The sequence below is a fragment of the Arthrobacter sp. zg-Y895 genome (assembly GCF_020731025.1).
Classification (GTDB): domain Bacteria; phylum Actinomycetota; class Actinomycetes; order Actinomycetales; family Micrococcaceae; genus Arthrobacter_B.
This window is the reverse complement of sequence record NZ_JAJFZY010000012.1, coordinates 192285-217062: the sequence shown is the minus strand read 5'-3', so window position 1 is coordinate 217062 and position 24778 is coordinate 192285. Positions and strand designations below refer to the sequence as shown.

Sequence of the window (24778 nt, the reverse complement as noted above, 5' to 3'; positions counted from 1 at the left end):
CTATGCCCGGGAAACGGTGAAGCTGCGGTCACCGAAGAAAACGGTGCTGCCCACGGGGGCAAGGACGGGGCGCAGCGGTTCAAGTTCCTCCCGCAGTCCCTGGGCGGTGACGACGGCGCTGCCGTTGGTCGAATTGCGGTCCGTCACCCAGACGCCGTTCGGATCCGCCTGCAGGTGCAGATGGGTCTTGGAGACCGAGCGGCCCATGTCCGCGAAGTCGAGTAGCTGCCCCACCGTTTCCTGGGGCTTGGTTGCGGGATTCCGCCCCAGCAGCGCGGTGCCGGTGACGACGACGGCGGCACCGTCGTCGAACTGCACCAACACGCCGGTCGAGCGGTGCCGGGACGCTACCCGGGTCATTTCCAGCTCATCGTCCGGATGCTGGGGAACGTCCGCCGGGGCCGGGGCAGGGGCTGGCACAGGGGCTGGCAGCGCCCCGGCAGTCAGCGCCGCAGCCGCCGCGCGCCGCGGTGAGACCGGCGCCGGTGCGGCAGGCGCACCAGCCGTTGCGGCAGGCACGGTCTGGAACGGGGAGGAAGCAGTCTGGGGGGCGGCGGAGGCGAGGAACCCCGGCACCGCGGTGACCGGGCCGGCAGCAGGGACGGCGGTCGGCGTCGAGGACGGGTCGGCGCTCTGCTCCGGGGCAGCCGAACCGGCGGTACGGATTCCGCCGGTCAGCAGCGGATCACGGCCGGCCCGAACGTCCACCACCAGGGTGCCGGCAACCTTGTCATGCCAGCCCTGCCGCTGGTGGTTCTTATCCCACAGGTTGGAGACCAGCAGAACCACCGGCCCTACCACCACCACGCCGGACAGCCCCAGCAGTGCGTTTCGCAGCAGCACGGGGACCAGCCCCGGGGCGAGTCCGTTGCCGCCGGTGGTCCGGATGCCCAAGGCGAGGTTTCCCGGTGTCTTGCCGGAGCCGGCTTCCCAGATCCAGAGCCACAACGCGTATCCGCCGGCCAGTACCGCTCCCGTTGTCATCCCCAGCATCCGGGCGTCGTCGCCCCCGACCAGCCGGAACAGCCAGGTCACGGCCAGCAACAGCACCGCGGACGGCAGCGCGTCCAGTGCCTTGGCTGCCACGCGCTGGAAAGCCGTGGCATTGACGAGGTTCGTGCTGGAGGCCATCTAGGTGTTCCTTGTCGTTCTGTTGATCGAAGTACGGGCCCCGGGCAATGCCGCTTCGGGTGCCTGCTGCTGCACTTTTTCGGGGCCGGGAGCGGTCCCTGCCGGATCATCGGCAGGTCGGTCCAGCAGTGCCAGGTCGGCCGATGTTACGAGCTGGGATGTTACGGCATGCTCCACCAGACGGGCCCGCCGGTTCGATGCCGGCTTTCCCTCGGCCCCGCGCAGGCCCGCCACGCCCACCCGGTCCAGCTTGTCGCACACGTTATCCAGCTTCCGGTTGAACCGGGTCTGCGACCAGCCCAGCCGCTCCGCTGCCTCCGCGGATGTCGGCAGGGCGCTGTAGCCGGTGCCGTCGCGCCGCAGCAGCGGTTCCGCCAGCGCCACCATCACTGCCTTCTGGGACTCTGTGAAGAGCACGGGACCGATGGTGGTGTCCCCGCCGTCGGCTGCGCTGAGGGGATCCTGCCGGAAGGTGGGCGTTTTCAGGTGGACATCGAATTCGTAGGTGGTGGAACCGGCGCTGAAGATGATCCGGGTCTGTTCAAAGACCACAGGAAGCCGGGCTCCGGGAGCCAACCAGGCCTGCATACCGCCGCCCGAGTCCGCAATGGTCGCCGAAATCCGGCTGCCGATATTCGTCAGCCACCAGATTCCGTTGTCCTTGGCAATGCTGAGGAACTTCCGGTGCAGGTAGGGATTGTCGTCGATAGCCAGGTCGCCCTCCCGGCCGATGCTGAAAACGGCAGGCTCCTGCGGCTCGTACCATTCGCCGCAGTACTCTATGGCAAGCTCCCCCACGCGTCTCCCCCTCGTCCGGTTACCCGGCCTTTCGTGCGGCTCCCCCATGGCCCCGCTACGTCCTCATTGTCCATCCGCACCTGCTGCTTCTCACTGCGGCGCGCAGAACGCGACCGGCGGCGATGCTTTTCCGTTGTCCCTCGCCACCTGCACTTCTATGCAGGTCTCGCCGTCCGACGCCGGAACCTGTGCGTTGGTCTCCGGTGTCCGGACCATCTCTCCCCGGGCCGTGGCGCTGACCGTCCTCCACAAATAGATGTCCCCGTCTGCGGGCTCCGGGTTGCTCCAGGTGAACAACACCGAACCGTCCGCCACAGTGGCCGCCAGCGATTCCGGCGGAAGGACCGCACCTTCGGTCCCCGCCAGGGGGTTTTGCGCGGATTTCGACGGCGTGGGCAGGACGCTCTTCGGCTCCGTCTCGGGCAGCAGCAGGGCCGCGGCGACAATGCCGACGGCGGCCGCTGCCGCTGTCACCAGACCGATGCGCAGTGCAGTCTTGCCCCGGCGCCGGGGCGGTTCCGGCCAGCTGAAAGCCTCCGGGGCTGCCGGGTCCATGGCCCCCGGGGCCGGTCCCGCCGTCGCAAGTCCCGAGCGCATTACCGTGCCCTCATGGACCGCAGCAGCAGCTTCACCGCCGCCGGAGGCGGGGCCCGGGGAAACCGCAGCGGGGACCGCCGCCCGCGCCGTCCCGGGTGCGCCGGTGACTGACGACGTCGGGCGCTGCAAGGGTGCCCGGCGCGGCGGCGTTGTGGTGCCCGGATCAATGGAAACCACGCGCCGGATGCGGGTGCGGTCCTCGTCCTCGCCGCTCTCCTCAGTCGGGTCCGGTTCCTGCAACACCTCAAACGGCGTACTGGCGAGGTTCAGCTCACCTTGGATCCGCTGCAGTGCCAACCCGAAGGCGTAGGCGGAAGAGAACCGGGACTCGGGCGACTTGGCCATCGCCGTGGCCAAAGCCAGTTCCAGCGATTCCGGGACATCCGCCCGTCCGGTGGGCCGCAGCGGCTGGCTGACGATCCGGTCGATCAGTTCACGCTGGGTATTGCCTTGCCCGGGCAGGACAAACGGCGAGCGTGCCGCCAGCAGGGTGTACAGGGTGGCGCCGAGGGCCCAGACGTCAACGCGGATTCCGTCCGCCCGGCCGCCGGTGAGCGCTTCCGGAGGCGACCAGGGAATGGACAGTCCCAGGTCCTCGTCCTCGGCGGCCTCGGTGGTGCCGGAAATCCCGAAGTCGGTCAGGGCGGGACGGTTGTAGTCCGTGGTGAGGATGTTGGCGGGTTTGATGTCCCGGTGGGCGATGCCGGCACGGTGGGCAGTCTCGACGGCGGAAGCCACCTGGATGCCGATGGTGAGTACTTCGGCCAACGGCAGGCCGCCCTGGCGGTACCTGATGTCGAGGCTGGGCCGGGAGCAGTACTCCATGGCCAGATAGGAGTGGCCGGCCTCAGTGATGTCCGCTTCATAGATGGTGACGATGTACGGGTGCGAGGACAGCTGGGCCATGAGGTTCGCTTCGGCCTCGAAGCTGCGCCGGGCGCTGTTGGTGCGCAGGTCCGAGAGGAGCACCTTGACGGCAACCCGCCGCCGGGGATGGTCCTGCTCATAAAGGTAGACGTCGGCAAAACCGCCGGAGCCCAGGTGCCGCAGGTAGCGGTAGCCGGTGATTTCCGGCGGGGGTGCCGGAGCACGCTTCTTCATGCCAGTCCTTCGAACCGGATCCAGACGTCGTCGCCCAGCTCGGCGGTATCGCCGTCGAGCACGATCACCCCTTCACCCTGGCCAAGGCGGTGCGGCAGCTGTCCGTTGCGGACCAGCACGGTGCCGTTCGTGGAGAACAGGTCCCGGAGCATCACATGCCATCCCTCCAGCCGGATCTCGGCGTGCGAGCGGGAAATGTCGCCGCCGCTGCTGGGCACCTGCACCATCCGCGGCATGTCGGACCCCTGAGCCCTGGCCACGGACGGCTGGCGTCCAACAACAATGTTCCGGTCCAGGACCTCCGCCTGGCCGGTGGAAAACACCGCCCGTCCCAGGGCAGGACGGCTAACCGGGTGGGGCTCTTCGCCCAGCTGCTGCCCGCAATGTACACACACGCTGCGCGTAGGCGGATTCGCATGTCCCTGCGGGCAGGTCCGGGCCAGAACCGTCGGGGCCGTATTCGGCTGGCCGGCAGGGGCCGGCGCCGGTGCTGCCTTCGTCAGTTCGCTGCTCATGATGGTGTCGCCGTCGTGGTCCAGGTCTTCCGGAGCCTGACCGGCAGTTGCCGCGGTTGCCGTCGGTGTTGCCGCCGGTACTGCCGGGGCGGCGGGTGCTGCCGGTGCTGGGGCCAACGGTGCCGGGGCTACCGGGGCTGCAGCAGCCGGAACCGGGACCGCAGGCACGGGGACTGTGGCCGGACGCCCGGGGGCACCGACGGGGCCCGTCGAGGTGCTGCCCAGCCACGGAACCGAATCGATCAGTGCACCGGACAGCGCGTCAGCCGCCTTCGGTGCAGGCGGAAGGGATGCTTCGGCAGGCTGGAGGGTATCCGACGGGACGAACGCCTCCTCCGGGGGACGGACTGTCTCGCTCAGATCCGGCTCCTCGGCGGAAACCTGCTCCTGCGCGGGTTCGACGGATTGCCCCGCTGCCGGACCGGGTTCAAGAGGCTCCGCTGCCGGACCGGGTTTGAGAGGGTCGGCAGCTTTCCCTTCCGGGGAAGGGGCCTGGATTGGTGCCGGCTGGGATTCCATGGGTTGGACAGGCACGGGCTGGACAGGTCCCGACCGGACAGGCACCGGCTGAACCTGCGCAGGCTGGGATTCGGCGGGCTTCGCACCGCCGGTTCCCCGCGCACCAACCTCCCCCGAGCCGACTTCCAGTGAACCGAATTCCAGCATCGAGACCAGGGCAGCGCCGCTTTCGAGCGGCAGCAGCGGCTTCTCCGCGGAACTTCCGGCAGCACCGTCCGAAGCCGCCGCCTTCAGGGTGAACGAGCCGCCAGCCGGCAGAACCCGCTCGCTCCAGGTGGTGACAAATTCGCCCGACGCCGCCGGCTCATCCTTCCCGGCCGCCTGCAGTTCCAGCGGACCGCGCAGGATGACATGCAGGCGCTCCCGGTCCCTCAGGGAAAGCACACCGAAGGAAGGCATATCGGCCAGGCTGCCGGAGAGTCCCCCGGAGACAGCCGAAAAAACGCGGTCGAGTGCCGGCGTCGTTCCCAGCAGGGACCAGATCTCCCGTATCCGCTCTTCCCCGGTGTCCGGGGGCAGCAGGCACAGCACCGAATCGCGAACCAGGCATAGCCACGTCCCGGGGCGGTAGCGCAGGTCTTTCATTCCTCTGCGGTCTTCCGTGATACCGCCGGGTCAGTGCCGGAACCCGCCGGGTCGCCTTCGACGGGACGTGAGCCGGTGGGCTGCTCGCCCTGGGCCGCTCCGGGCAATGTGATGGCGGCGGACTCATGTCCGTCCGGTCCGCCCTCGGCGTCGATGACCAAAACCGTGACGTTGTCCCTCCCGCCCGAGCGCAATGCAGCCTGCACCAGGGCGGCACAGGCGTCCTGGGGGTTGGTGACGGACGTCAGGATCTGCAGGATGTGCCCGTCCGCAACCTCGCCGGTGAGGCCGTCGGAGCAGACCAGGAGCCGGTCCCCGGGTTCCACCGGGATCAGCCAGAAGTCCGCCTCGGCATCATTGCCGGTGCCCAGGGCGCGGGTGACTACGTGGCGGCGCGGATGCACCAGGGCCTCGTCCGCAGTGATCTGTCCCAGATCCACCAGTTCCTGGACCTCGGAGTGGTCCACGGTGATCTGTTCCAGCACGCCGTGGCTCAGCCGGTAGGTGCGTGAATCGCCCACGTTGAACACCAGCCAGTAGGGGTTTCCCCCTTCCCGGACAAGGACGGCGCCGGTCAGTGTGGTGCCGGCCCGCCCGCCTGTGGCTTCACGGATGCGGTGGTCCGCCTCCTTGACCAGGGCCTCCAGCTGTTCGGCGGAGAACTCCGGCAGGTGCTTGCCCACTATCGGGGAATCACCAAGGGTCCGGACACAGATGCTGCTGGCCACCTCCCCCGCCTCATGCCCGCCCATGCCGTCGGCGATGGCAAAAATCGGGTCTGCGGCGATGAGCGAGTCCTCATTCAGTTCGCGGCGCAGTCCGCGGTCCGAGGCGTAGCCAAACACGGCGTGCATATCGGTATCCGGGGATGCAGTTTCGTCGGAGTTCATTCACGCCCTATCCGGAAGGTTCACTAAAGTGATCTGGCTTACGAGTTCTCTTGCTTACCCTAGCCGACGGCAGCGCCCAGCGGTCCGGGGTGAGGCGGCGGGTCCACATCCGCGCGTCGAGCAGCAGGGAGCGCGGCGAATAGCGGGCCCGCTGGCGCCGCCAGAAACCCACGGATCCTGCAAGCCTGCCCAGGTGCTCCTCGACCTGCTTCCAGTACTCTTCCACCTCGGCCTCGGAAGGTTCACCCGGGCCGAAGATACCTGCGTCGGCGCGCCGGGCCAGGAGAGCAGTCGAATCCGCCGTGACCGGGAACGCATGCTGCAGGAGGGCGGCATGTTCGCGTCGGGTCGCGTGGCTGGGCGGGCGGCTGCCGAGATCGGTCGCCAGGCTCACCACTTCCTTCCAGCCGCCGCCGACCCGCCGGGAGGGTGTGCCGGACTTCCGCCGGGACCGGCGCCGTCGGACCTTGACCAGCAGGATCAGCAGCAACGGGCCCAGCAGGATGACAAGCGGCAGCGAGGCCAGGGCCACAAGGCGCAGCCAGTACCGGAACGTAGCCCAGAAATCGTCTTCCTGCTCCTCGGGGTCCTGGGCCTCGGCCTCGGTGTCCGGAGGCAGCTCGGCCGGTTCCTGCGGCGGAGGCGGCGGCTGCAGGACCTGGGGTTTCGGCGTGGACTTCGGTTGCTGCTGCGGCGGGACCGGTTCGTTGTCCTCATCCGGGGTGGGGAAGAAAGGCACCCAGCCCACGTGTTCGAACTCCACCTCCACCCAGGCGTGGACGTCGTCACCGGTGATTTCCAGCGGCGCCGACGGATCCTTCACTTCGTCCCAATCCGGATAGAAGCCCATGACCACGCGTGCCGGGATGCCCAGCTTGCGTGCCATCAATGCCATGGCGACGGCATACTGCTCGTCGTCGCCCACCATTTGGTCCGCATCCATCAGCCGCAGCATCCGCGCGGCTCCGTGGCCTGGCAGCGAGGGGGTCTCCCCCTCCTTGCCGTTGCTGAAGAAGCCCTCCGAGGCGAGGATCTGCTGCAGGCGGCGCACGCGCTGGACCGGGCGGGACTCATCGCCCACGTAATCCGCCGCCTTCGAGCCCAGGATCGGCGGATCGTTGTAGACCCTGGGAAGCTGGGTGGAGGAGAAGCGGTATTTGGCCAGCTGGGCGTCGTCGGGCTCTTCGGGGAAAAGGACACTGGCCTCATAGGTGTCCCCGGGCTGCAGCTGCGCCACCGTCAACGCCGTACCGGAGGCTTCGCTGTAATAGAGGCCAGCGGCAAGGTCCGCGGCCCGGTCACCCGCCACCTTGAAGCCCGTGGCCTGCCCGCCTGCCGGAACCCAGGCGCCGCTGTACTCACCAACGGTGAACTTCAGGTTCGCCTTGGTGCCGTCCTCGTCGGCCGTCTGGGCCAGGTCCGAGCGTGCGTCACCCACGCGGGTGAAGTTCCCGTTGCTGCCCGGGTCCACGGTGTAGACCACGCCGTCGTAGGCGTCCAGGGCGGCCAGGCGGATGCGCTGGCCCTCGGGCAGTCCTTCCACCGTAAAGAGCGTGGTGTCCGATTCGTCCTTCACGTACCGCCGGAAATCCGTGAGCGGGCTGGGATAGTCGAAGAGGTCCACGGGCGGCTCGACGACGTCGCGCAGCACCTGGCGGTCGGTGCCCTGGTCCAGCAGCGGAGCCGCGCCGAGGGACGCAGCCAGCGCTGCGGCAAGCACGGCCGCCCCGAAACCGAGCCGCCGGGCGCGGGCGGCGCGGGCCGCAGCGGACGGTTGCCCGGACGCACTGCGGAGGTTTCGCCGGGTAGCCTCCCCCGCGGACGCCGCGGCAGCTGGGCCGGTGCCCTCCAGGGTAATGGTTTCCACCGTGGACCGGCCCAGCTCCCGCCGGTAAGCGAGCCAAGGCATCGTCAGGGCAATCAGCACGGCCCCGCGGATGCCGGGCAGGGGCGCCTCGTCCGTGCCGAAGGCTATGCCTGCAACGAACACGGCCATGACAGGAACCAACACCCAGTAGGGCCGGCGGGCACGCCAGGCGAGGAGCCCGGCCACCAGTCCGCCGACCAGGCCAAGCAGGAACGGTACTACCAGCATGCCCGCCGCGAGGCCGACCGGCGGCGCGATGGTCAGCAGGTCCTTCCACGCGAAAACGATGCCCAGGACCAGCACCCGGACGGAAGCGAACGAGGGGACGATGCCGGCGATGGCTTCGAGCGGTGCCGCGAAGGCGCTGCCCAGCAGCACATAGGTGCCGGCCGCAGCGCCTGCGGTGGCCCAGAATCCCCAGCGAAGCCGGGCGGACGCTTCGGCCAGGCCCAGGCCCAGCAGGATGCCGCCGATCCCGGCTACCAGGAACCGCATATCCCAGCCGAAGGTGGGCCCGAATCCCAGGATCCCGAGGGTCAGCACTGCCGTGAGCAGCGCCCAGTCAGCCAGCCGGGGCAGCAGGGCTGCCGCCTTCGGACCGGTTACGTCCATGCTCACGCGACAGCCTTCCGCAGCACGCCGGGGAGGGACTCCAGGTCCCCGATGTCCAGGACCGCAAGATCGCCGATGGCGGCCAAAGCGGGTTCCAGGCCCATTCCGCAGCGCAGCGCAATACAGCGGATGCCCGGTGGAACCTTCATCGAGGCGGACCGCAGCGCGGCGCCGTTGGGTTCGGTCCCCGTTACAAGGAACACGACAGAGGCGTTGGGCACGGCATCCGCCGTGATCCGGGCGAGGTCGACGATCCCGGAAGTGCGTGACCGGCCCTCTGCCTCGGTCAGGCCGTCCAGCATGGCACCCGCAGTGGTGCAGCGCAGCGGCCCGTCCTGGGTCAGCACCGACAGTGCCAGCTGTTCACGGAACGCCTGGATTCCCAGCGAGCCCGCAACCGACACCGCCAGTTCTAGGTCCTCCTCGGAGGTGTACTCGGCGCTGCTCAAGGACAGTGCGACTGCCACGTGGGAACGCCGGGTTTCCTCGAACTGGCGGACCATCAGGGTGCCCGTCCGCGCGGTGGTCTTCCAGTGGATGTGCCGGCGGTCATCACCGGGAACATAGGCCCTGAGGGCATGGAAGGCCACGTCCGAGCTGGACAGGTCCGTAGTGGGCTCGCCTTCCAGGTCCCGGATGAATCCTGTGGTGGAACCGCTGAGGGACACGGTGCGGGGGTGCACGTACAGGTCCACGGGATCGGCCCAGATGAGCCGCCTGCCCATCAGCCGCAGCGGATCCTGGCGTACGGATTCCACGGGTCCCACTTTAATAACGGCTCGGCGGCGCGTAGGGATACTGAAGAGTTCCTCATGTGTGTGTCCCGGACGCATGCGGGGCAGGTCGAACGCGGCGACGGCTCCGCCCACCGGAAGCTCAAAGGTCACCGGCAGCATCGACCGCGCGGCCGTGCTCGTGATGCTGAGGCTGCCTACTGCGGCGTCGCCGACGGCAACCCGGGTGCGGGCCAGGTCCAGTGCCACGTCATAGGAGAGCCGGCCGACGACGAACGCCGTTCCCAGCACCAGCAGGACACCGGAACCTACGGCTGCAACCAGCGCCTCCTGCCAGTTGAACACGGTGCCGAGGAGAACAAGAACAAAGGTGAGTCCCACGGCCAGCCAGCCCAGCGGGCTGACGGCGGCCATGGCCGCACGCAGGCGTCGTCCTACTGATCCGAGTCCGGCTCCCGTCCGTGCCAGGACCGGAGCCAGGCGCCGGGCGGCCGGCGCCAGTTTGGGTGCTGCGGCCCGCCAGTAAGCGGAGCGGAGGACTGCACGGCGCATTCGCAGGGCGCGCCGGCGCAGGCTGACTGCGGCGCGCCGGCTCCACCGGCCGGTGCGCCCGGAAAACTTTGGCATGGTCGTCCCTAGGCCTGCGCCTGGGCCCGCTGCTGGGGTGCAGCCACGTCGGCAAGCACTGACAGCAGGACTGCTTCGGGGCTGGCTCCGGCAAACTCGGCTTCCGGGTCCATCACCAGCCGGTGGGTCCAGACCGCCGGCGCCAGTGCCTTGACGTCGTCGGGCAGGACATAGTTCCGGCCCTCGGAGGCTGCCCGGATCTTCGCGACCCGAACCATCGCCAGGGCCCCGCGGACGCTGACGCCAAGCCGTGTTTCGGTTGCGGTACGGGTGGCTGACACGAGGTGTGAGATGTACTCCAGCACTGCGGGTTCCACGTGCACCGTGGTGCCCAGCTCGGCCATGTCCCGGACCGCCGTCGTCGTGATCACCGGGGTGAGGGCCGCCGAGCGGTCTCGGGTGGAGGAACCGGAGAGCAGTTCCAGGGTTGCCTCGTGGTCCGGATAGCCGATGGAGGTCTTGATGAGGAAGCGGTCCAGCTGGGCTTCGGGAAGCCGGTAGGTGCCCGCCTGCTCGATCGGGTTCTGGGTGGCGATCACCATGAACGGACGGTCCTGGGTGTACGTCTCCCCGTCCACGGTGACCCGGGATTCCTCCATCACCTCCAGCAACGCTGACTGCGTCTTGGGAGACGCGCGGTTGATTTCATCCGCAAGCACGATGTTCGCGAAGATGGGCCCGCGGTGGAATTCGAACAGCTGCTGCTTCTGGTCGTAGATGGTGATGCCGGTGACGTCGGAAGGCAGCAGGTCCGGGGTGAACTGGATGCGGGAGTTGGATCCCTGCACCGTGGCGGCCAGCGCGCGGGCCAGCATGGTCTTGCCGGTTCCGGGGGCATCTTCAAGCAGCACGTGGCCTTCAGCCAGCATCGCGGTCAATACCAGCCGGACAACGTCCTTCTTACCCAGCACCGCTTCACCGACGTTCGCCGTGAGCCGTTCAAACGTCTCCGCGAACCAGGCTGCCTGCTCTTCGGTCATTGCCATCGTAGTCATTTCTCCAGTTGTTGTTCTCGGGCCGGTGTTCGGCGGGGTGGTGTTCGGCGGGTGCGGCAAGGTCAGTTATCGCCTTCGCTGCACATGGGCAGTACTGCTGGATTGGGCCCGGACACGTAGGTAACGTCGTTGGAATTCAGGTACCTCATCCCGTAGAAGCCGCCTTTGGGAATGTAAAGCCAGGTGTCCTTGTCCCCGATCCATTTACAGGTGGCCTCTACCGTCGTGTCGATTGCCGGAGCGCCGGTGACGCAGTACTCGCCCACGGGTTTCACCGGCCCCAGCGGGTGGCTCCAGCACGTCAGCTTGTTCACCGTGCCGGAGAACGGGATACCCGTCTTGTACGTCTTCTCCACCGGCTCGCTCTTGGTACCCAGGGAGTTCACCGAGTAGGCCCGCACCGTAACGGTCTGGTTCAGCCCGTTACCCAGCTCAAGCTGGCCGGAAAGGCCGTATGCGGGGGTGTACGGCTCGTCATTAACCTGGATCCAGACCTCGCGGGTGTCGTGGACGCTGGGGTCCGGCGGCTGCCAGGTGGCAACCGCATGGATGTTTTTGGGATTACCGTCGGTCCCACCGAGAACGGGTTTCCCCGCCGCACCGTAGGGTTTCACCTCTGCCGCCGCGGCGCTTTGCGGACTCTCATATCTAGCTCCGTCAAAGCTGACGGAGGCCGTGAGTGAGGCCGTGATGGCATTACCGTTGGTGAAGCCGGTCAGGACCTGGTTGTTCTTCACCGGGACGGTAGTGCCGTTGCTGAAGTACGCGTAGTAGACAATCTCGCCCGCCTTGGCACCGTTCCGCTGCTCTTTGCTGAGCTCGCTGAAGGTTATCTTTACCGCTCCGCCGGCCTTGTCCGTGTTCTCGGCAACCAGCGTGGGAGGCTGCGGGGGCTCCGGATTACCCCGTGCCCGGCGCGGCGCCGACATGGGTCCGGTTTCGCCCCATCCGGAACGGTTGTGGGCACGCACGGCGTAGGAGTAGTCCTCTTCCGAGTTGGACACCGTGATGGTGGTGCCCGTCTCTGCCGTGCCGGGGAAGCTCCCCACCTGGGCGCCGTTCTGGAAGACCAGCACCTCATATTTGTCGATCGGGGCGCCGTTGTTCGGTGCTGCCTCCCAGCCGATTTTGAGCTGGGATTCGGTGCCCACCGGCTGGGCGGTAATAGTGTTCGGTATGCCCGGGGCACCCGGCAGCCCGTTAGGGGTTTCCGGGACGGAATACTCGCTCCACTCCGACGGGTCGGGGGCCAGATTGCGCGCCTGGATGCGGACGCGGTAGCTGGTCCCGTTCTCGAGGGAACCCCACGTGATCGAGCCCCCTGCAGCCGGAGCGGACTTCTGCGAGACCCCGTTGGGCGGCGCTGGAGAAATCTGGAGGTCGTAACCGGTGATGGGTGAGCCCTCGTTGGGCGGCGCCACCCAGTTCACCGTAAGCTCCTTGTCGCCGTAGACCAGGCCGGGCGGTGCCGGGCGGCCCGGCTGCGTGTCGGGCCTGGCAACTGCAGAGGTGGGCGAGGGCGCAGAGGTGCCGTTCGCGTTGGTCGCCGTGACCCGGAAGACGTACTCCACGTTGTTGGTCAGCCCGGTCAAGGTGCAGGTGGTGGCCGGGCAGGCCTGGCTGAAACCGTTTGCCGCTGTCACGGTGTACCCGGTAATGGGTGACCCGTTGGCCGCCGGCGGATTCCAGGCCAGCACCACGGTCCGGCTGCGGGTGGACTCAATCACCGGTGTGGAGGGCGCCGCAGGTTTTCCCTGTACTGTCAGCCGAATCTGGCCGACGGCGTTACGCCCGGGTTCGCCGGTCCGGTCCCTGATCGTGTAGCTGACGGTCATGTTGCCCACGAAGTCGGCCCCCGGCGTGACCACGACGGCGTCCCCCTGGCGGACAGCGGTTCCGTTTCCGTCCGCTGCCACGTCGACCAGTTCGAGCGGCTTGTCCTCGAAGGGATTGACGTCGTTGGCCAGGACCGGAACCGTGACGGCACGGCCCTGGACCGCATCCGGAACAATGTCGTCGTTGGCGACGGGAAGTGGGCGGTTCGAGGCCAGGACGATGAGGTCCACCCGCCCGATGACCAGGTCCCCGCGGCCGTCCGTCACCGACACCGAGAGCTCACCCAGTGTGCCGACGGCAGCGTCATCGCGTGCGCTTACCTCAAGGAGGCTTCCGTCCAGCTTGGCGTCGAAGCCCAGCGGCACCGATCCTTCCAGACTGAACCGGAGCCGGCCGGCGTCCTCCGGGTTCGGGTCGGAGGCCAGGGAAGCCAGGTCCAGCACGGACGGGGCTTCCCCCTTTGCGGTTTCCAGGGAGCCCGAGCTGATGGTGGGCGGGAAATTCTGGGCCGGCAGCGGAATAACGTTCACCAACACGGTCAAGGTGGCCTTCAAACCCTCCGGATCCTCCGCGCTCACGCCGTCGGTTACCTCGAAGGTGACCGAACCGAGCCCCGAATAATCCGGATGGGGCGCATATCGAAGAACCGTCGGACTGATGATCCGCACCCCGCCGTCCTTCGTACCGATGGCCTTGATGCGTTCGGCTGTGGTGACGCGCGGAGTATGCCCGTCCCGCACGGTCACCAGACTCTTGAGGTTAAGGTCCAGGGTGCTTCCGGCGCGCACTTCCAGCGGCTCGCCCTGCCGCAGCATGGGATATTGGGTGCCCAGGCCGGGGACCCAGATGATGGCGCTGGATGTTCCGCCGTCCTGGTCCACCGCCGTGTACGGGACAATCTGTGCCTCTGTCGCCAAGTCGACCCGGACCACGCCGTCGCCGGAGACGGACGCACCCGGATGGTCGCCGAGGATCCGCACCTCCATCTCCGTGGCAAGCCCGTCAGGATCCTCGTCGTTTTCCAGTACGGGAACTTCCACGAAGCTCTGGTTCCGGATCTCGCTGACATCCACCAGATCATCGCGCGAGAGCGGCGGCAGCAGCGGGGCATTCTCGTCCGACGTCACCGTCACGTTGCCGGTTGTCGACGCCCCGCGGTTGTCCTTGAGTCCATAGCTGATGCTGTAAACCCCCGGTGTCTCCGGGGCGGAGAACAGCAGCCTCGGCGGATCTCCGCGGGTTTCCAGTGCCGGATCGCTGCTTGTTATAGCCCCTACGTTAAGGGAAACCGGGTCCCCGTCAGGATCCGAATCGTTTCGAAGCACGGACATGGCATGGGCGCGGCCCGGCCGCAGCGCCACCACGTCATCAACGGCCACCGGTCTCTGGTTGGCCTCTGCCGCCGGGGCGATACCCACCTGCACCGTGCCGGTGTTCTCCAGGCCCAGACGGTCACGCACCGTATAGGTGAAGGTGTCCGTTCCGGCCGACTGGGCAAGGGCCGTGTAATCGATGTAGTTGGGACCCGCGAGCGCCGCTCCCAGGGTCGGCGCGGAACCAATACCGTTCAGGACCACGGAATCGCCGTCCGAGTCCAACCCGTCCAGCGGAATCGGGATGCGCACCGTGGCGCCGGCGACCACCCGCCCCTCCACGTTCTGCGGAATGGGGGGTGTGTTTTTCTCGTCGTCGCGGGGTCGGATGTTGATGCGGACCTGGGCCGAGTTCTTCTGCCCGGACTCGTCTGAGACTTCATAGATGGCGTACACGGTCTTCGCAGTCGGGCCCGCCACGAAACGCAGCTTGTCCTCCGATACGAACATCTGTCCGTCTGCCGGCTCCACCGACTGCGGAAGCACCGGGTTCAGCGTCAGCTTCTCTCCCACCGGCGAGGAATCATTGTCCAGCACCGGGATGGTCACCACGTCCCCTACCCGGACCACCGCTTCGTCGGGACCGGTGACGGGGGGCAGCACCGTTTCAGGCCGGTCAACCGGGATGACGTTGACTTCACCCGTTGCCGTGGATGTTCCGTTCGAGACGGCATATTCGATCGTCATCTGCCGGTTCAACCCCCGCACATCATGGATCTGCAGGAGGTTGCGGTCCAGGACAGCCACGTTCACGGGCGATTCGAGTGCAGAGGTAACGGACTGGACAACCAGCAGGCCGCCGGCCGGGTCCGTATCATTGCCAAGCACGTCCACAAGCACGCTGCCGCCGCTGGGAAGCAGGGCGACGTCGCGCACGGCCACCGGGGCTCCCTGCCTGCCGGCAGGCTGTGCATCAACGCGGATCAGGCCGCTGGCGCTCTGCGGACCGTTAGTGACCAGGTACTCGATGTAGTAAGTCCCCGCCTCCGTGGGCAGGAATCCAATGGAACCCGTTTGATAATCCGGCGTCAGTGCCAGGCCGTTCTCCCCCTCCGCCTTGGCCAGCGAAAGCTGGCCGCCCGCCGGGTCCAGGTCATTCTTCAACGGGAACATCTGGATGTGCTGGTCCACCGTGGCGGTGAAGTGGTCGAAGTTCACCACGGGAGGCAGGACGCCGGTGGGGCGGACGTCGAACGTCACGATGCCTTCCACCTCGTCAGTGCCGTCCGAAACGGTGATCGGCACTTCCTTGATCCCCTGGGTCTTGCCGACGTCCCTGAAATCCAGCAACCCGTCCGAGTTCGGATGGACCTGGTCTCCGTCTTCCGTCATTTGGGCATCGGTCAGGACCAGGTCATCTCCGTCAGCGTCTTTCCAGTCGTTGAGGATGTTCTGGCTGACCGATTTCCCCTGTTCCAGCAGGATCTTTGTGCTGCGGCGCGGCTCAGGCGGGGTGTTGGTTCCCGTGCCGGGCACCGAGACCGTCACCGTGGCCGTGTCCGTGCCGCCCCGGCCGTCAGCGATCTCGTAGGTGAAGCTGCCGGTTCCAGCCGGTGTGCCGGAGGGAATCACAATCTGCAGGGCGGCACCGTTGTAGATGGGCTGTACCGAACCGACCAGGGGCTGGCCGCCGACCACCGAAGCGGTCAGGAGGTCCCCGTCCGGGTCGCTGTCATTGTCCAGCACCTGGAGGATGGTGGTGCGCCCGGCCCGGGCACCGACCTGGTCGTCGGCGGCTGAAGGGGGACGGTTTTCCGTGGTGCGGTCAGGCAGGGTGTTCACCGGGTTTTCGCTGGCGGACTCTTCCTCGTCGTCGCTCGAATCCTGCTGGGGCGGAATGATGTCTCCCCAGTTATCCACCAGCTGCATGTTTTCGAGCACCAGCCAGACGTCACCGCCGTTGACATCGTTGAGTACCACCACGTCCCGGTTGACCCGGAACACCAGTTCGGAGGATGCGGTGAGGTCGGGGATGTCTTCGCGGGCGTCCTCGGCATCGTTGCCGCAGTTCCGCACGTGGGTTCCGGCTCCCGCCCAGGCTGCGTAGACGCAGTCCCCCAGCTTCACCGGTGCGGCGGCCCCGCCCCCGGCGTCGATGTCCGTGACTTCCGGGTCCCCGCCGTCGAGCGGCTGCAGGATAAGTGCCTTCTCCGTGGCTATGGCCACGAAATCGCTCGCCGGCCCGCTCTGCTGGAGTTTGGCGTTCTTGGAGTCAGGAATGCCGACCGTGTCACCGTTGGGAAGCAGCAGCGTCTCGGTCTCCGTGTTCAGGACCACGGCCTGATTTCCGACGGCGGCGATCTGGGCATCCTTGAAGTCCTTCAGCGCCGGAGCCTCCTGCTCCTCGGGTTCGCCGTAGCCGCCGTCTTCATCCTTCTCGAAGGTGTAGAGCATGCCGTCTTCCGGTGCTGCAACCACCACGTGGTCACCGGCGGATACCGCGGCAAGCACCCCGGGGTTCCCTTCCAGCACGGGCTCGGTTTCCCCGTCGCTGAAGAAGCCCATCTCGCTGACAGGGGTAATCCAGACCCTGCCCTGTGCCGGGTCGGTGACCGCCACGGTCTCGGTCCCGAAAGAGAAAGCGGCCGTACCGGGAAGCTGGACTTCCGCACCGCGGACAACGTTGGCCACGTCCACGGGGCTGATCTTGGACTGGTCGGTGTTGAGGTTGAAGACGGTGCCGGCGTTCTGCAGGACGTCAAAATTGTCGCTGTTGGCGGTGTAGCCGCCGTCCAGGAGCTTGGAGGGGTAGTTCAGGTGGCCGACCATGCCCTGGGTCCGGCTGGTGACCCAGACGCCGCCGTCGTTCAGGTCCACATCGGCACTGGCGAAGCCGGGGTAAAGCAGCGCCCCGGTGACCAGCGCCGTGGTCACGGCGACAGCCGACCCTGCCGAGACTGCCTTCCGCCGCCTACGGCTGAGCAGACGTGCTTTTCCCCCGAGCACTGCCACGATGTTTCCCCCTGGTTATGAACCTGCACCGGAACCGTGGCTCCACCGGGGACAACGCGGCGGGCACAGCAGTTCCACCGCATAGTGTTGCACAAATCTCAGGAGCGGGTGAGTCATCTCACCCGCAGGCCGGAAAGGCTGAGGGGCCGAAGGCGCCGCTAGTCCAGTACGAGGCCGGACCCGGTCCCCCGGGCCAGGGTCACCGGATGGATTTCGCCGAACCCGCGCACATTGCGCGGCTGGTGCGGGATGAGCACGAACTTGGGGTTGTCCTTCAGCGCCGCAGCGGTGGAGGCGTCGGTAAGGACCGTGCCGGGTTCGGCCAGGGAGGTGAGCCGGGAAGCCAGGTTGACCGTGGGGCCGTAGATATCGCCCAGCCGGGAAAGCACCCTGCCCCAGACCAGGGACACCCTGGCAGAGGGCAGCAGATCGTCCTCGGTAAACGCCTTCGCCAGCGCCAGTGAAATCTCCGCCCCGGCCTCCGGTGTCTCGGCATTGAAAAGAACCTCGTCACCGATGGTCTTCACCAGCCGCCCGCCGCCCACCGAAATGATCTCCGCGCACTTGTGCTCGAAACGCTGCACCATCTGGGCCAGGGTCTTCTCGTTCATCTGCCGGGAAAGGCTGGTGTATGAGACGAGGTCGGCAAAACCAACCGCGCGCGCCAGCGGCAGCGGCGCGTCGTCGGAGGCGGCGTCGTCGTGGCTGGCCAGGCCTGCCTCCGCACGAAGGGCCAGGCGCTGGATGGCCGCGTTGAGCTGGCGTTTCCAGGCGTAGACGAGGGTCTTTTCGAGCGGCTCGATGAGATCGGGAAGTGCCTCGACGAGCCGCTTGCGGGCTTCGGCGTCGGTGATGCCGCGGCGGACCACCATTTCCTCCACCAGCGCTTCGACCTGCCAGACCACCATCCGGTCCGTCATCTGGCCGATGGACCGCATGATGGAGATGGCTGCTTCCTCGGTGAGCTGCTCGTCGCGCACCAGTTCGATCACTGTGCTCAGGGCCTCGCGGTCCTGTTCGGTGAAGAAAACGGCGTCGTCGTCGAGGTTGGGGAAACCCATGGCACGCCAGAGCTTGCGGGCTGAAAGCAGGGACACGCCCGCTTCCGCTGCGGCTTCGCGGCGGCGAAGCGTACGCGGTCCGCCGAGCAGCTGCGCCTCAAGCTTGCGCACATCCTCCCGGTCAATCTCGGTGCCGGTACTGGCAAGGGAGTAGTCGGGCCGAGGTACCGGAACGGGCTGCACGGGCGGGGTCACGGGTTCGGGGTGGCTCGCGGGACCGAGCTCGCCGTGGCCGGTATCAGTCATCGTCCCTCCCTTCGTAGTCGTATTCCCCATCTGTTTCCATATCTACACCATCAAACATGGCAGTCAGCGGCAGCTGACCGATGGCGGAGACCACCATGGAGCGGAAACGGTGCACTTCCGGCACCGCCGGATACTGCATAATCCGCCCGTGTCCCAGGTCGAGGATGAGGGTCCCGCTGCGCTGCATCCGGTCCGTCACGGACTGCCGGATTTCCAGCTGGTAGATGGCGGCAAGGGCAATCTCATGCTCGCGGCGCATCAGCACTCCCTGCCGCTGGATCAGCCTCCGGTCGGTGAGGATGATGCGCCCGGCCAGCCAGCGCAGCACGGGCGGAACGGTGTAGCGGGCCAGCAGCAGCACGGCCAGCGCCACTACCGCCGGCTGCAGGTAGGGGCTGAATTCGGCCAGCTGGCCGGGCAGCGTGTCCCGTCCCAGCCATCCCAAGGCGTAACCGGCCAGGGCTCCGGTGGTTCCGGCGAGCACCAGCGGTTTCCACAGGGAACGGGCGTGCGGGCGGCCGGCGGCGATGATCTGCTCGCCGGGAGAGAGCTTCAGGCGCACGGGTCGCCTCCCGGCAGGCGGGTGGGTTCGGCCCTCACGGCTGCTCGGGGCGCAGGTGTACGACGTCGGCGGCGCTGACGGTATGCGTGGCGCCGGCGTCGTCGACAATGACCAGGGCACCCGTGGGCGCCAGGGCAACGGCACGGCCGGTAAGGACGTTTCCGCCGGGCAGCTGCGCGCTCACGCCCCGGCCCAGGGTGCCCAGGCGTGCCGCCACCTCGTCCCGCAGTGCCCCCCGGGATCCGGCAGGCACTGCCTCCGGGTCGCCGTCCACCGAGCAGAACGCCCGGTACCGGGCTGCCAACGCCAACAGGTAATCCTGCAGGAGGATGTTCCGGTCCGTCGTGGAGGCATATTCCATCAACAGGCTGGTGGCGGTGGGGACGGGCAGGTCCTCGTCCGTGAGGCTCACGTTCAGGCCGACGCCGACCACCACGGCCGGCGGGCCGCCGTCGGACGCCGGAACCAACTGGGCCAGCACGCCGGCGAGTTTCCGCCCGTCCACCATGACGTCGTTCGGCCATTTCAGCCGGGCCTCGACGCCGGTGCGCGCGGCCACGCTTTCGGCCATGGCCAGGGCGGCCAGCAGCGACAACCAGCCATAGGAGGTTGTGGGCAGGGGGCGCCCGGACGGGCCCACCGGACGCAGCAGCACGCTGACGAACAGTGATGAACGCTCGGGAGCGACCCAGCTGCGGTCCATCCGGCCGCGGCCTGCCGTCTGCAGTTCAGCGGTCAGGACGGTCAGGTCCGCGACCTCCCAGGGGCGCAGCCGGGCGGCGTCCGCCAGATCCGTATTGGTGGACCCGGTCTCCTCCACCACTTCCAGCGCAGCGAAGGGACCGTTGGGTGCCACCAGTGCCGCCCTCAGGCGGCCGGGGTCCAGGGCCGGTCTTTCCATGCTGGAGTAGTGCAGTTGCATTCTTCCGATCTTACGCGGGCGCCCCGACATTCCCTTCGCGCCCGGTCCTGCAGCGCGGGTTAGAGGAAGAAGTCCGGCATCAGCTTGTCCGCGGGCACTCCGGGTGCGTAGCGGCTGAAATCCGTGATTCCCTCCTCGCGCAGCACCTCTTCGTCGGTGAAGAAGTTGCCGGTGGACTGTCCGCTCGGTCGGGTGAGGATGGCATGTGCGGCGTCCGCCATGATGTCAGCGCTGCGGGAGGCCGCGGCGAGCTTGTCCCCTCCGGGCATGTTGCGGATGGCCGCGGTGTTAATCCCGGTCACCGGCCAGAGCGAGTTCACGGACACGCCGTCGTTCTTGAGCTCTTCGGCCAGGCCGAGCGTGGTGAGGGACATGCCGTATTTGGCCATGGTGTACGCCAGGTAGCCGCCGGCCCACTTGGGATCCAGGTTCAGGGGCGGGGACAGGGTGAGGATGTGGCCGTTGCCGGAGCGGCGCAGGGCGTCCAGGGAGAACTTGGAAAGCATGAACGTGCCGCGGGTATTGATGTCGGCCATCAGGTCATAGCTCTTCATCGACACGGCGTCGGTGCCGGAAAGGTCGATGGCAGAGGCATTGTTCAGGACAATGTCGATCCCGCCGAACTGCTCGATGGTGGATTCGACGGCGCGGGCAACGTCTTCGTCGCTGCGCACGTCGCCGATGATCGGCAGGGCCTTGCCGCCGGCTGCTTCCAGCTGTTCGGCGGCTGTGTAGACGGTACCTTCCAGCTTCGGGTGCGGCTCCGCCGTTTTGGCGAGCATGGCAATGTTGGCGCCGTCCGCTGCTGCGCGCAGGGCAATGGCGAGGCCGATGCCGCGGCTTCCGCCGGACATCAGGATGGTGCGTCCGGCGAGGGACCGGGACGCCGTTTCCGGGGTGCTGTTGGGGATGCTCATAGGCACAGGGTAATGCACCCTCGAGCGATGTTACTAGCCAGTAACAAAAGTGTCTCCGGGGCTTGCCTTCCGGGGACCGGACCAACCGGCAGGAGACGACATTGTAGGTTTTCTACACTCGGTCCCCCTGCTGTGGCTCACTAGACTGGGTAAACCGTTCCGCTTTTTGTGCGGAACCTACTTAACGCCCTGCACTGCCTCTTCCTCGGGATCCCCCGAAGACGCGGCAGCGTCTGAACTGAAGCACCCGGAGGCCCCTTTGAGTATCGACCAGGATCTGTCCCTGCATACGACGGCCGGCAAGATTGCCGAGTTCCGGCGCCGGCAGGCCTCGGCAGCGATGCCCTCGGGGCAGGCGGCAGTGGAAAAGCAGCACGCCCGCGGCAAGCACACCGCCCGCGAGCGGATCGACCTCCTTGTGGACGCCGGTTCCTTCGTGGAGTTCGATGCCCTCGCCGTGCACCGCTCCACCGCTTTCGGCATGGAAAAGAAGAAACCCCTCGGCGACGGACTGGTTTCCGGCTACGCCACCGTCGACGGACGCCCCGTGGCCGTCTACAGCCAGGACTTCAGCGTCTACGGCGGTTCCCTGAGCCAGGTCAACGGCGAGAAGATCGTCAAGGTGCAGGAATTCGCCCTGCGCAACGGCTGCCCGGTGATCGGCATCCTGGACGGCGGCGGAGCCCGCATCCAGGAAGGCGTCGCCTCGCTGGCCATGTTCGCCGATATTTTCCGCAACAATGTCCACGCCTCCGGCGTCGTTCCCCAGATCTCACTGATCATGGGCCCCTCCGCCGGCGGCGCGGCCTACTCCCCCGCGCTCACCGACTACGTGGTGATGGTGGACAAGACCTCGCACATGTTCATCACCGGACCCGACGTCATTAAGACGGTCACGGGTGAAGACGTGGACATGGAAACCCTCGGCGGCGCCCGGCAGCACAATGCCAACACCGGCACCTCCGCCTATCTGGCCTCCGACGAAGAGGACGCCGTCGAGTTCGTCCGCGAACTGCTCGATTTCCTGCCGTCGAACAACCTGGCCGAAGCACCGCTGACCGCGTTTGACCAGGACCCGGAAACCACCGACGCCGACCTGGCCCTGGATGAGCTGATCCCGGACTCCGCGAACCAGCCCTATGACATCCGCACCGTCATCGAAACCGTCCTGGATGACGGGCACTTCCTGGAAATGCAGGCACTGTACGCCCCGAACGTGATCATCGGCTACGGCCGCATGGAGGGCCACACGGTAGGCATCGTGGCCAACCAGCCAATGCAGTTTGCCGGCACCCTGGACATCGCCGCCTCCGAGAAAGCGGCCCGGTTTGTCCGCAACTGCGACGCCTTCAATATCCCGATCCTGACCTTCGTGGACGTGCCGGGCTTCCTGCCGGGCAAGGACCAGGAATTCCAGGGCATCATCCGCCGCGGCGCCAAGCTGCTCTACGCCTACGCCGAGGCCACGGTTCCCAAGCTGACGGTCATCACCCGCAAGGCCTACGGCGGCGCATACATCGTGATGGGCTCCAAAAAGCTCGGCGCTGACATCAACCTCGCCTGGCCCACTGCGCAGATCGGCGTGATGGGTGCCCAGGGCGCGGTGAACATCCTCTACCGGGCACCGCTCAAGGCAGCGGCCGACGCCGGCGGCGACGTCGAGGACGTCCGGCGCCAATACATTGAGCAATATGAAGACGAGCTGCTCAACCCCTACCAGGCGGCCGAGCTCGGTTACGTGGACGCCGTCATTGCTCCTTCGGACACCCGCCTGCAGCTGATCCGGGGCCTGCGTGCGCTGCGGGACAAGCGTGCGTCCCTGCCCGCCAAGAAGCACGGGAACATGCCGCTGTGAGTATCGACGGCAGTACCCCGGAACCGGCTCCGGAGCCGCTCTTTTCCGTGGTTTCCGGCTCCCCGACGGACGAGGAACTCGCGGCCCTGGCCGCCGTCGTCGCCGGGCTGGGAGCGCAGGCTGCACCCCTGCCTCCCGCACGCCCGGCCCACCGCGCGTGGGCACGGCGGCGGAACCTGCGCCTGGACCCGAAGCCCGGGCCGGGGTCCTGGCGGCGGAGTTTCCGCTAGGCCCAATGAGGGCCTCGGGGCCGGTGTGCGGTTAGGCTACCTTTGTGACCCAACAGACACCTTCCTCCGCGCCCGTGTCCGCCACTGCCAGCAGTGCCCCGGTGCGCCAGCCCACCGCTATCGACGCCGTTGCCGATGCCTTCACCGCCACGCTCCTGCAGCTGGATCCGTCCCTCGCCACGTCCCTGGGCATCCCGGGCCGGGAAACCGAATACGGCGATTACTCGCCGGCCGGCCTGGAGTCCTATGCCGAAGCAGTCCGGGAGACGCTCAGCCGGCTGGACGGACTTGAGCCCGCGGACGACGTCGACCGCGTGACCCTTGACGCCATGCACGAACGCCTCGGCCTGGACCTCGAAATCCACGAGTCGGGCTGGGACCTTGCGGAGCTGAACAACATTGCTTCCCCCGCGCAGGGGATCCGGAGCATCTTCGACCTGATGCCGACGGATACCGAAGAGCAGTGGCACCACATTGCCGGACGTTTGAACAACGTGGACGACGCCGTCGCCGGCTACATCACCAGCCTGCGCAGCGGCATCGGACACGGCCGGGTGGCCGCCCGCCGGCAGGTAAAGATCGTGGTGGAGCAGGCTTCCGCGTATGCAGAGGACGGCGGGTTCTTTGACGCCCTCGCCGCCAATGCCGCCCTGCCCGGCGGCGGAGAGCTGCCCGACGCGCTCCGCGCGGACCTGCAGGCCGGAGCCGAATCCGCCCGCCGGGCCTATGCCAACCTCGCATCCTTCCTGGAGGAGGAGCTGCGTCCGGCTGCGCCCGCCGCAGATGCCGTGGGCCGGGAGCGCTACGCCCTGATGTCCCGCCAGTTCCTCGGATCCGCCGTGGACCTGGAGGAGACCTACCAGTGGGGTGTGGAGGAACTGGACCGCATCATCGCCGAGCAGGAAGCCGTAGCCGAGCAGATCCGGCCCGGCGCCACCGTGGTGGAAGCCATGCGCATCCTTGATGAGGATCCGGCACGCCAGCTGCACGGAACGGACGAGCTGCAGGCCTGGATGCAGGACCTCGCCGACCGTGCCGTCGAAGACCTCGCCGGATCCCACTTCGAGATCACCGAACCGATGCGGCGGATCGAGTGCATGATTGCTCCCACCCAGGAGGGCGGGATCTACTACACCGGTCCCAGCGACGATTTCTCCCGTCCGGGCCGCATGTGGTGGTCCGTGCCGGCCGGCGAGGACACCTTCACCACCTGGCAGGAAACCACCACGGTCTACCACGAGGGCGTTCCGGGCCACCACCTGCAGATTGCGACGGCAACGGCATCCCGCGGACTGCTCAACGACTGGCGGCGCAACATCTGCTGGGTTTCCGGCCACGGTGAGGGCTGGGCGCTCTACGCCGAAAGATTGATGGAGCAGCTGGGCTACCTCAGCGACCCGGGCGACCGGATGGGAATGCTGGACGCGCAGCGGATGCGTGCCGCCCGCGTGGTCTTCGACATCGGCGTCCACCTGGAACTGGAAATCCCGGAACGGTGGGGCGAAGGCACCTGGACCGCCGACAAGGGCTACGCGTTCCTGAAGGAAAACATGTCGATCAGCGAAGGGCAGCTCAACTTCGAGTTCACCCGCTACCTGGGCTGGCCGGGACAGGCCCCTTCCTACAAACTGGGCCAGCGGCTCTGGGAACAGATCCGCGACGAGGTCCGCAGCCGTGAGGCCGATGCCTTCGATGAGAAGGCTTTCCACACCCGGGCGCTGCAGCTCGGCTCCGTGGGACTCGACACGCTGCGGCGGGCCCTGCTGGGCGAGTAAGCGCCTGCGATCTTAGTCACAGTGGCCCGGGAAATATTCCGGGCCACTGCGATGAAGCCCCGCAACGGTGCGGATCTG

At 67.3% G+C, this 24778-nt stretch carries 16 protein-coding genes; 3 read left to right on the top strand and 13 right to left on the bottom strand.

What is annotated here, in order from left to right:
* The 13 genes from LJ760_RS17440 to LJ760_RS16230 all read right to left on the bottom strand — a co-directional run bounded on the left by LJ760_RS17440 (window position 1) and on the right by LJ760_RS16230 (window position 20840).
* Window positions 1-1131: an RDD family protein gene (locus tag LJ760_RS17440; protein WP_269436624.1), complete on the bottom strand. Its 1131-nt coding sequence runs from the start codon at window positions 1129-1131 to the stop codon at window positions 1-3.
* Window positions 1132-1929 carry a hypothetical protein gene (locus tag LJ760_RS16285; protein ID WP_227924360.1) on the bottom strand — a complete coding sequence of 266 codons (798 nt, stop codon included), beginning with the start codon at window positions 1927-1929 and terminating at the stop codon, window positions 1132-1134.
* A 90-nt stretch (window positions 1930-2019) separates the two neighbouring features.
* Window positions 2020-3627, bottom strand: coding sequence for a serine/threonine-protein kinase (locus tag LJ760_RS16280; protein WP_227924359.1), 1608 nt, complete (start codon window positions 3625-3627; stop codon window positions 2020-2022).
* Window positions 3624-5246, bottom strand: coding sequence for an FHA domain-containing protein (locus tag LJ760_RS16275; RefSeq protein WP_227924358.1), 1623 nt, complete (start codon window positions 5244-5246; stop codon window positions 3624-3626). Before LJ760_RS16275 ends, LJ760_RS16280 begins: the two co-directional genes overlap by 4 nt.
* Window positions 5243-6136, bottom strand: a complete 894-nt coding sequence (locus LJ760_RS16270; RefSeq protein WP_227924357.1) for a PP2C family protein-serine/threonine phosphatase — start codon at window positions 6134-6136, stop codon at window positions 5243-5245. The genes LJ760_RS16275 and LJ760_RS16270 overlap by 4 nt, the downstream gene beginning before the upstream one ends.
* 7 nt (window positions 6137-6143) lie before the next feature.
* Window positions 6144-8615, bottom strand: a complete 2472-nt coding sequence (locus tag LJ760_RS16265) for a transglutaminase family protein (protein WP_227924385.1) — start codon at window positions 8613-8615, stop codon at window positions 6144-6146.
* Window positions 8616-8617: 2 nt separating this feature from the next.
* The gene (locus LJ760_RS16260) at window positions 8618-9976 is read right to left on the bottom strand and encodes a DUF58 domain-containing protein (RefSeq protein ID WP_227924356.1); all 1359 of its coding nucleotides are present in this window, start codon (window positions 9974-9976) and stop codon (window positions 8618-8620) included.
* An 8-nt stretch (window positions 9977-9984) separates the two neighbouring features.
* Window positions 9985-10962: an AAA family ATPase gene (locus tag LJ760_RS16255; RefSeq protein ID WP_227924384.1), complete on the bottom strand. Its 978-nt coding sequence runs from the start codon at window positions 10960-10962 to the stop codon at window positions 9985-9987.
* A 71-nt stretch (window positions 10963-11033) separates the two neighbouring features.
* Window positions 11034-17054, bottom strand: a complete 6021-nt coding sequence (locus LJ760_RS16250) for an Ig-like domain-containing protein (RefSeq protein ID WP_227924355.1) — start codon at window positions 17052-17054, stop codon at window positions 11034-11036.
* Between the two features lie 236 nt (window positions 17055-17290).
* A complete protein-coding gene (locus LJ760_RS16245) occupies window positions 17291-18439 on the bottom strand; it encodes an adenylate/guanylate cyclase domain-containing protein (protein ID WP_227924354.1) in 1149 nt (382 codons plus the stop codon).
* Entirely contained in the window at window positions 18432-19001 is a 570-nt protein-coding gene (locus LJ760_RS16240) for a PH domain-containing protein (protein WP_227924353.1), read from the bottom strand. The genes LJ760_RS16245 and LJ760_RS16240 overlap by 8 nt, the downstream gene beginning before the upstream one ends.
* A gap of 34 nt (window positions 19002-19035) precedes the next feature.
* Window positions 19036-19923, bottom strand: coding sequence for a biotin--[acetyl-CoA-carboxylase] ligase (locus LJ760_RS16235; RefSeq protein WP_227924352.1), 888 nt, complete (start codon window positions 19921-19923; stop codon window positions 19036-19038).
* Window positions 19924-19982: 59 nt separating this feature from the next.
* Window positions 19983-20840, bottom strand: a complete 858-nt coding sequence (locus LJ760_RS16230) for an SDR family oxidoreductase (protein ID WP_227924351.1) — start codon at window positions 20838-20840, stop codon at window positions 19983-19985.
* Between the two features lie 265 nt (window positions 20841-21105).
* Between LJ760_RS16230 and LJ760_RS16225 the strand changes: the two genes are divergently transcribed.
* From LJ760_RS16225 to LJ760_RS16215, 3 genes are read left to right on the top strand one after another with little or no spacing between them, the layout of a single operon-like run.
* Window positions 21106-22695: an acyl-CoA carboxylase subunit beta gene (locus LJ760_RS16225; protein ID WP_227924383.1), complete on the top strand. Its 1590-nt coding sequence runs from the start codon at window positions 21106-21108 to the stop codon at window positions 22693-22695.
* Window positions 22692-22925: an acyl-CoA carboxylase epsilon subunit gene (locus tag LJ760_RS16220; protein WP_227924350.1), complete on the top strand. Its 234-nt coding sequence runs from the start codon at window positions 22692-22694 to the stop codon at window positions 22923-22925. Before LJ760_RS16225 ends, LJ760_RS16220 begins: the two co-directional genes overlap by 4 nt.
* Window positions 22926-22969: 44 nt before the next feature.
* The gene (locus LJ760_RS16215; protein WP_227924349.1) at window positions 22970-24700 is read left to right on the top strand and encodes a DUF885 domain-containing protein; all 1731 of its coding nucleotides are present in this window, start codon (window positions 22970-22972) and stop codon (window positions 24698-24700) included.
* The last annotated feature ends 78 nt before the right edge of the window (window positions 24701-24778 follow it).

Excerpts from the sequence above, each read along its gene's own strand:
- LJ760_RS16235 (WP_227924352.1), bottom strand. The coding sequence starts at position 19,923 with ATGCAACTGCACTACTCCAGCATGGAAAGACCGGCCCTGGACCCCGGC.
- LJ760_RS16245 (WP_227924354.1), bottom strand. The coding sequence starts at position 18,439 with ATGACTGATACCGGCCACGGCGAGCTCGGTCCCGCGAGCCACCCCGAA.
- LJ760_RS16255 (WP_227924384.1), bottom strand. The coding sequence starts at position 10,962 with ATGGCAATGACCGAAGAGCAGGCAGCCTGGTTCGCGGAGACGTTTGAA.
- LJ760_RS16275 (WP_227924358.1), bottom strand. The coding sequence starts at position 5,246 with ATGAAAGACCTGCGCTACCGCCCCGGGACGTGGCTATGCCTGGTTCGC.
- LJ760_RS17440 (WP_269436624.1), bottom strand. The coding sequence starts at position 1,131 with ATGGCCTCCAGCACGAACCTCGTCAATGCCACGGCTTTCCAGCGCGTG.
- LJ760_RS16280 (WP_227924359.1), bottom strand. The coding sequence starts at position 3,627 with ATGAAGAAGCGTGCTCCGGCACCCCCGCCGGAAATCACCGGCTACCGC.
- LJ760_RS16265 (WP_227924385.1), bottom strand. The coding sequence starts at position 8,615 with ATGGACGTAACCGGTCCGAAGGCGGCAGCCCTGCTGCCCCGGCTGGCT.
- LJ760_RS16260 (WP_227924356.1), bottom strand. The coding sequence starts at position 9,976 with ATGCCAAAGTTTTCCGGGCGCACCGGCCGGTGGAGCCGGCGCGCCGCA.
- LJ760_RS16230 (WP_227924351.1), bottom strand. The coding sequence starts at position 20,840 with ATGAGCATCCCCAACAGCACCCCGGAAACGGCGTCCCGGTCCCTCGCC.
- LJ760_RS16270 (WP_227924357.1), bottom strand. The coding sequence starts at position 6,136 with ATGAACTCCGACGAAACTGCATCCCCGGATACCGATATGCACGCCGTG.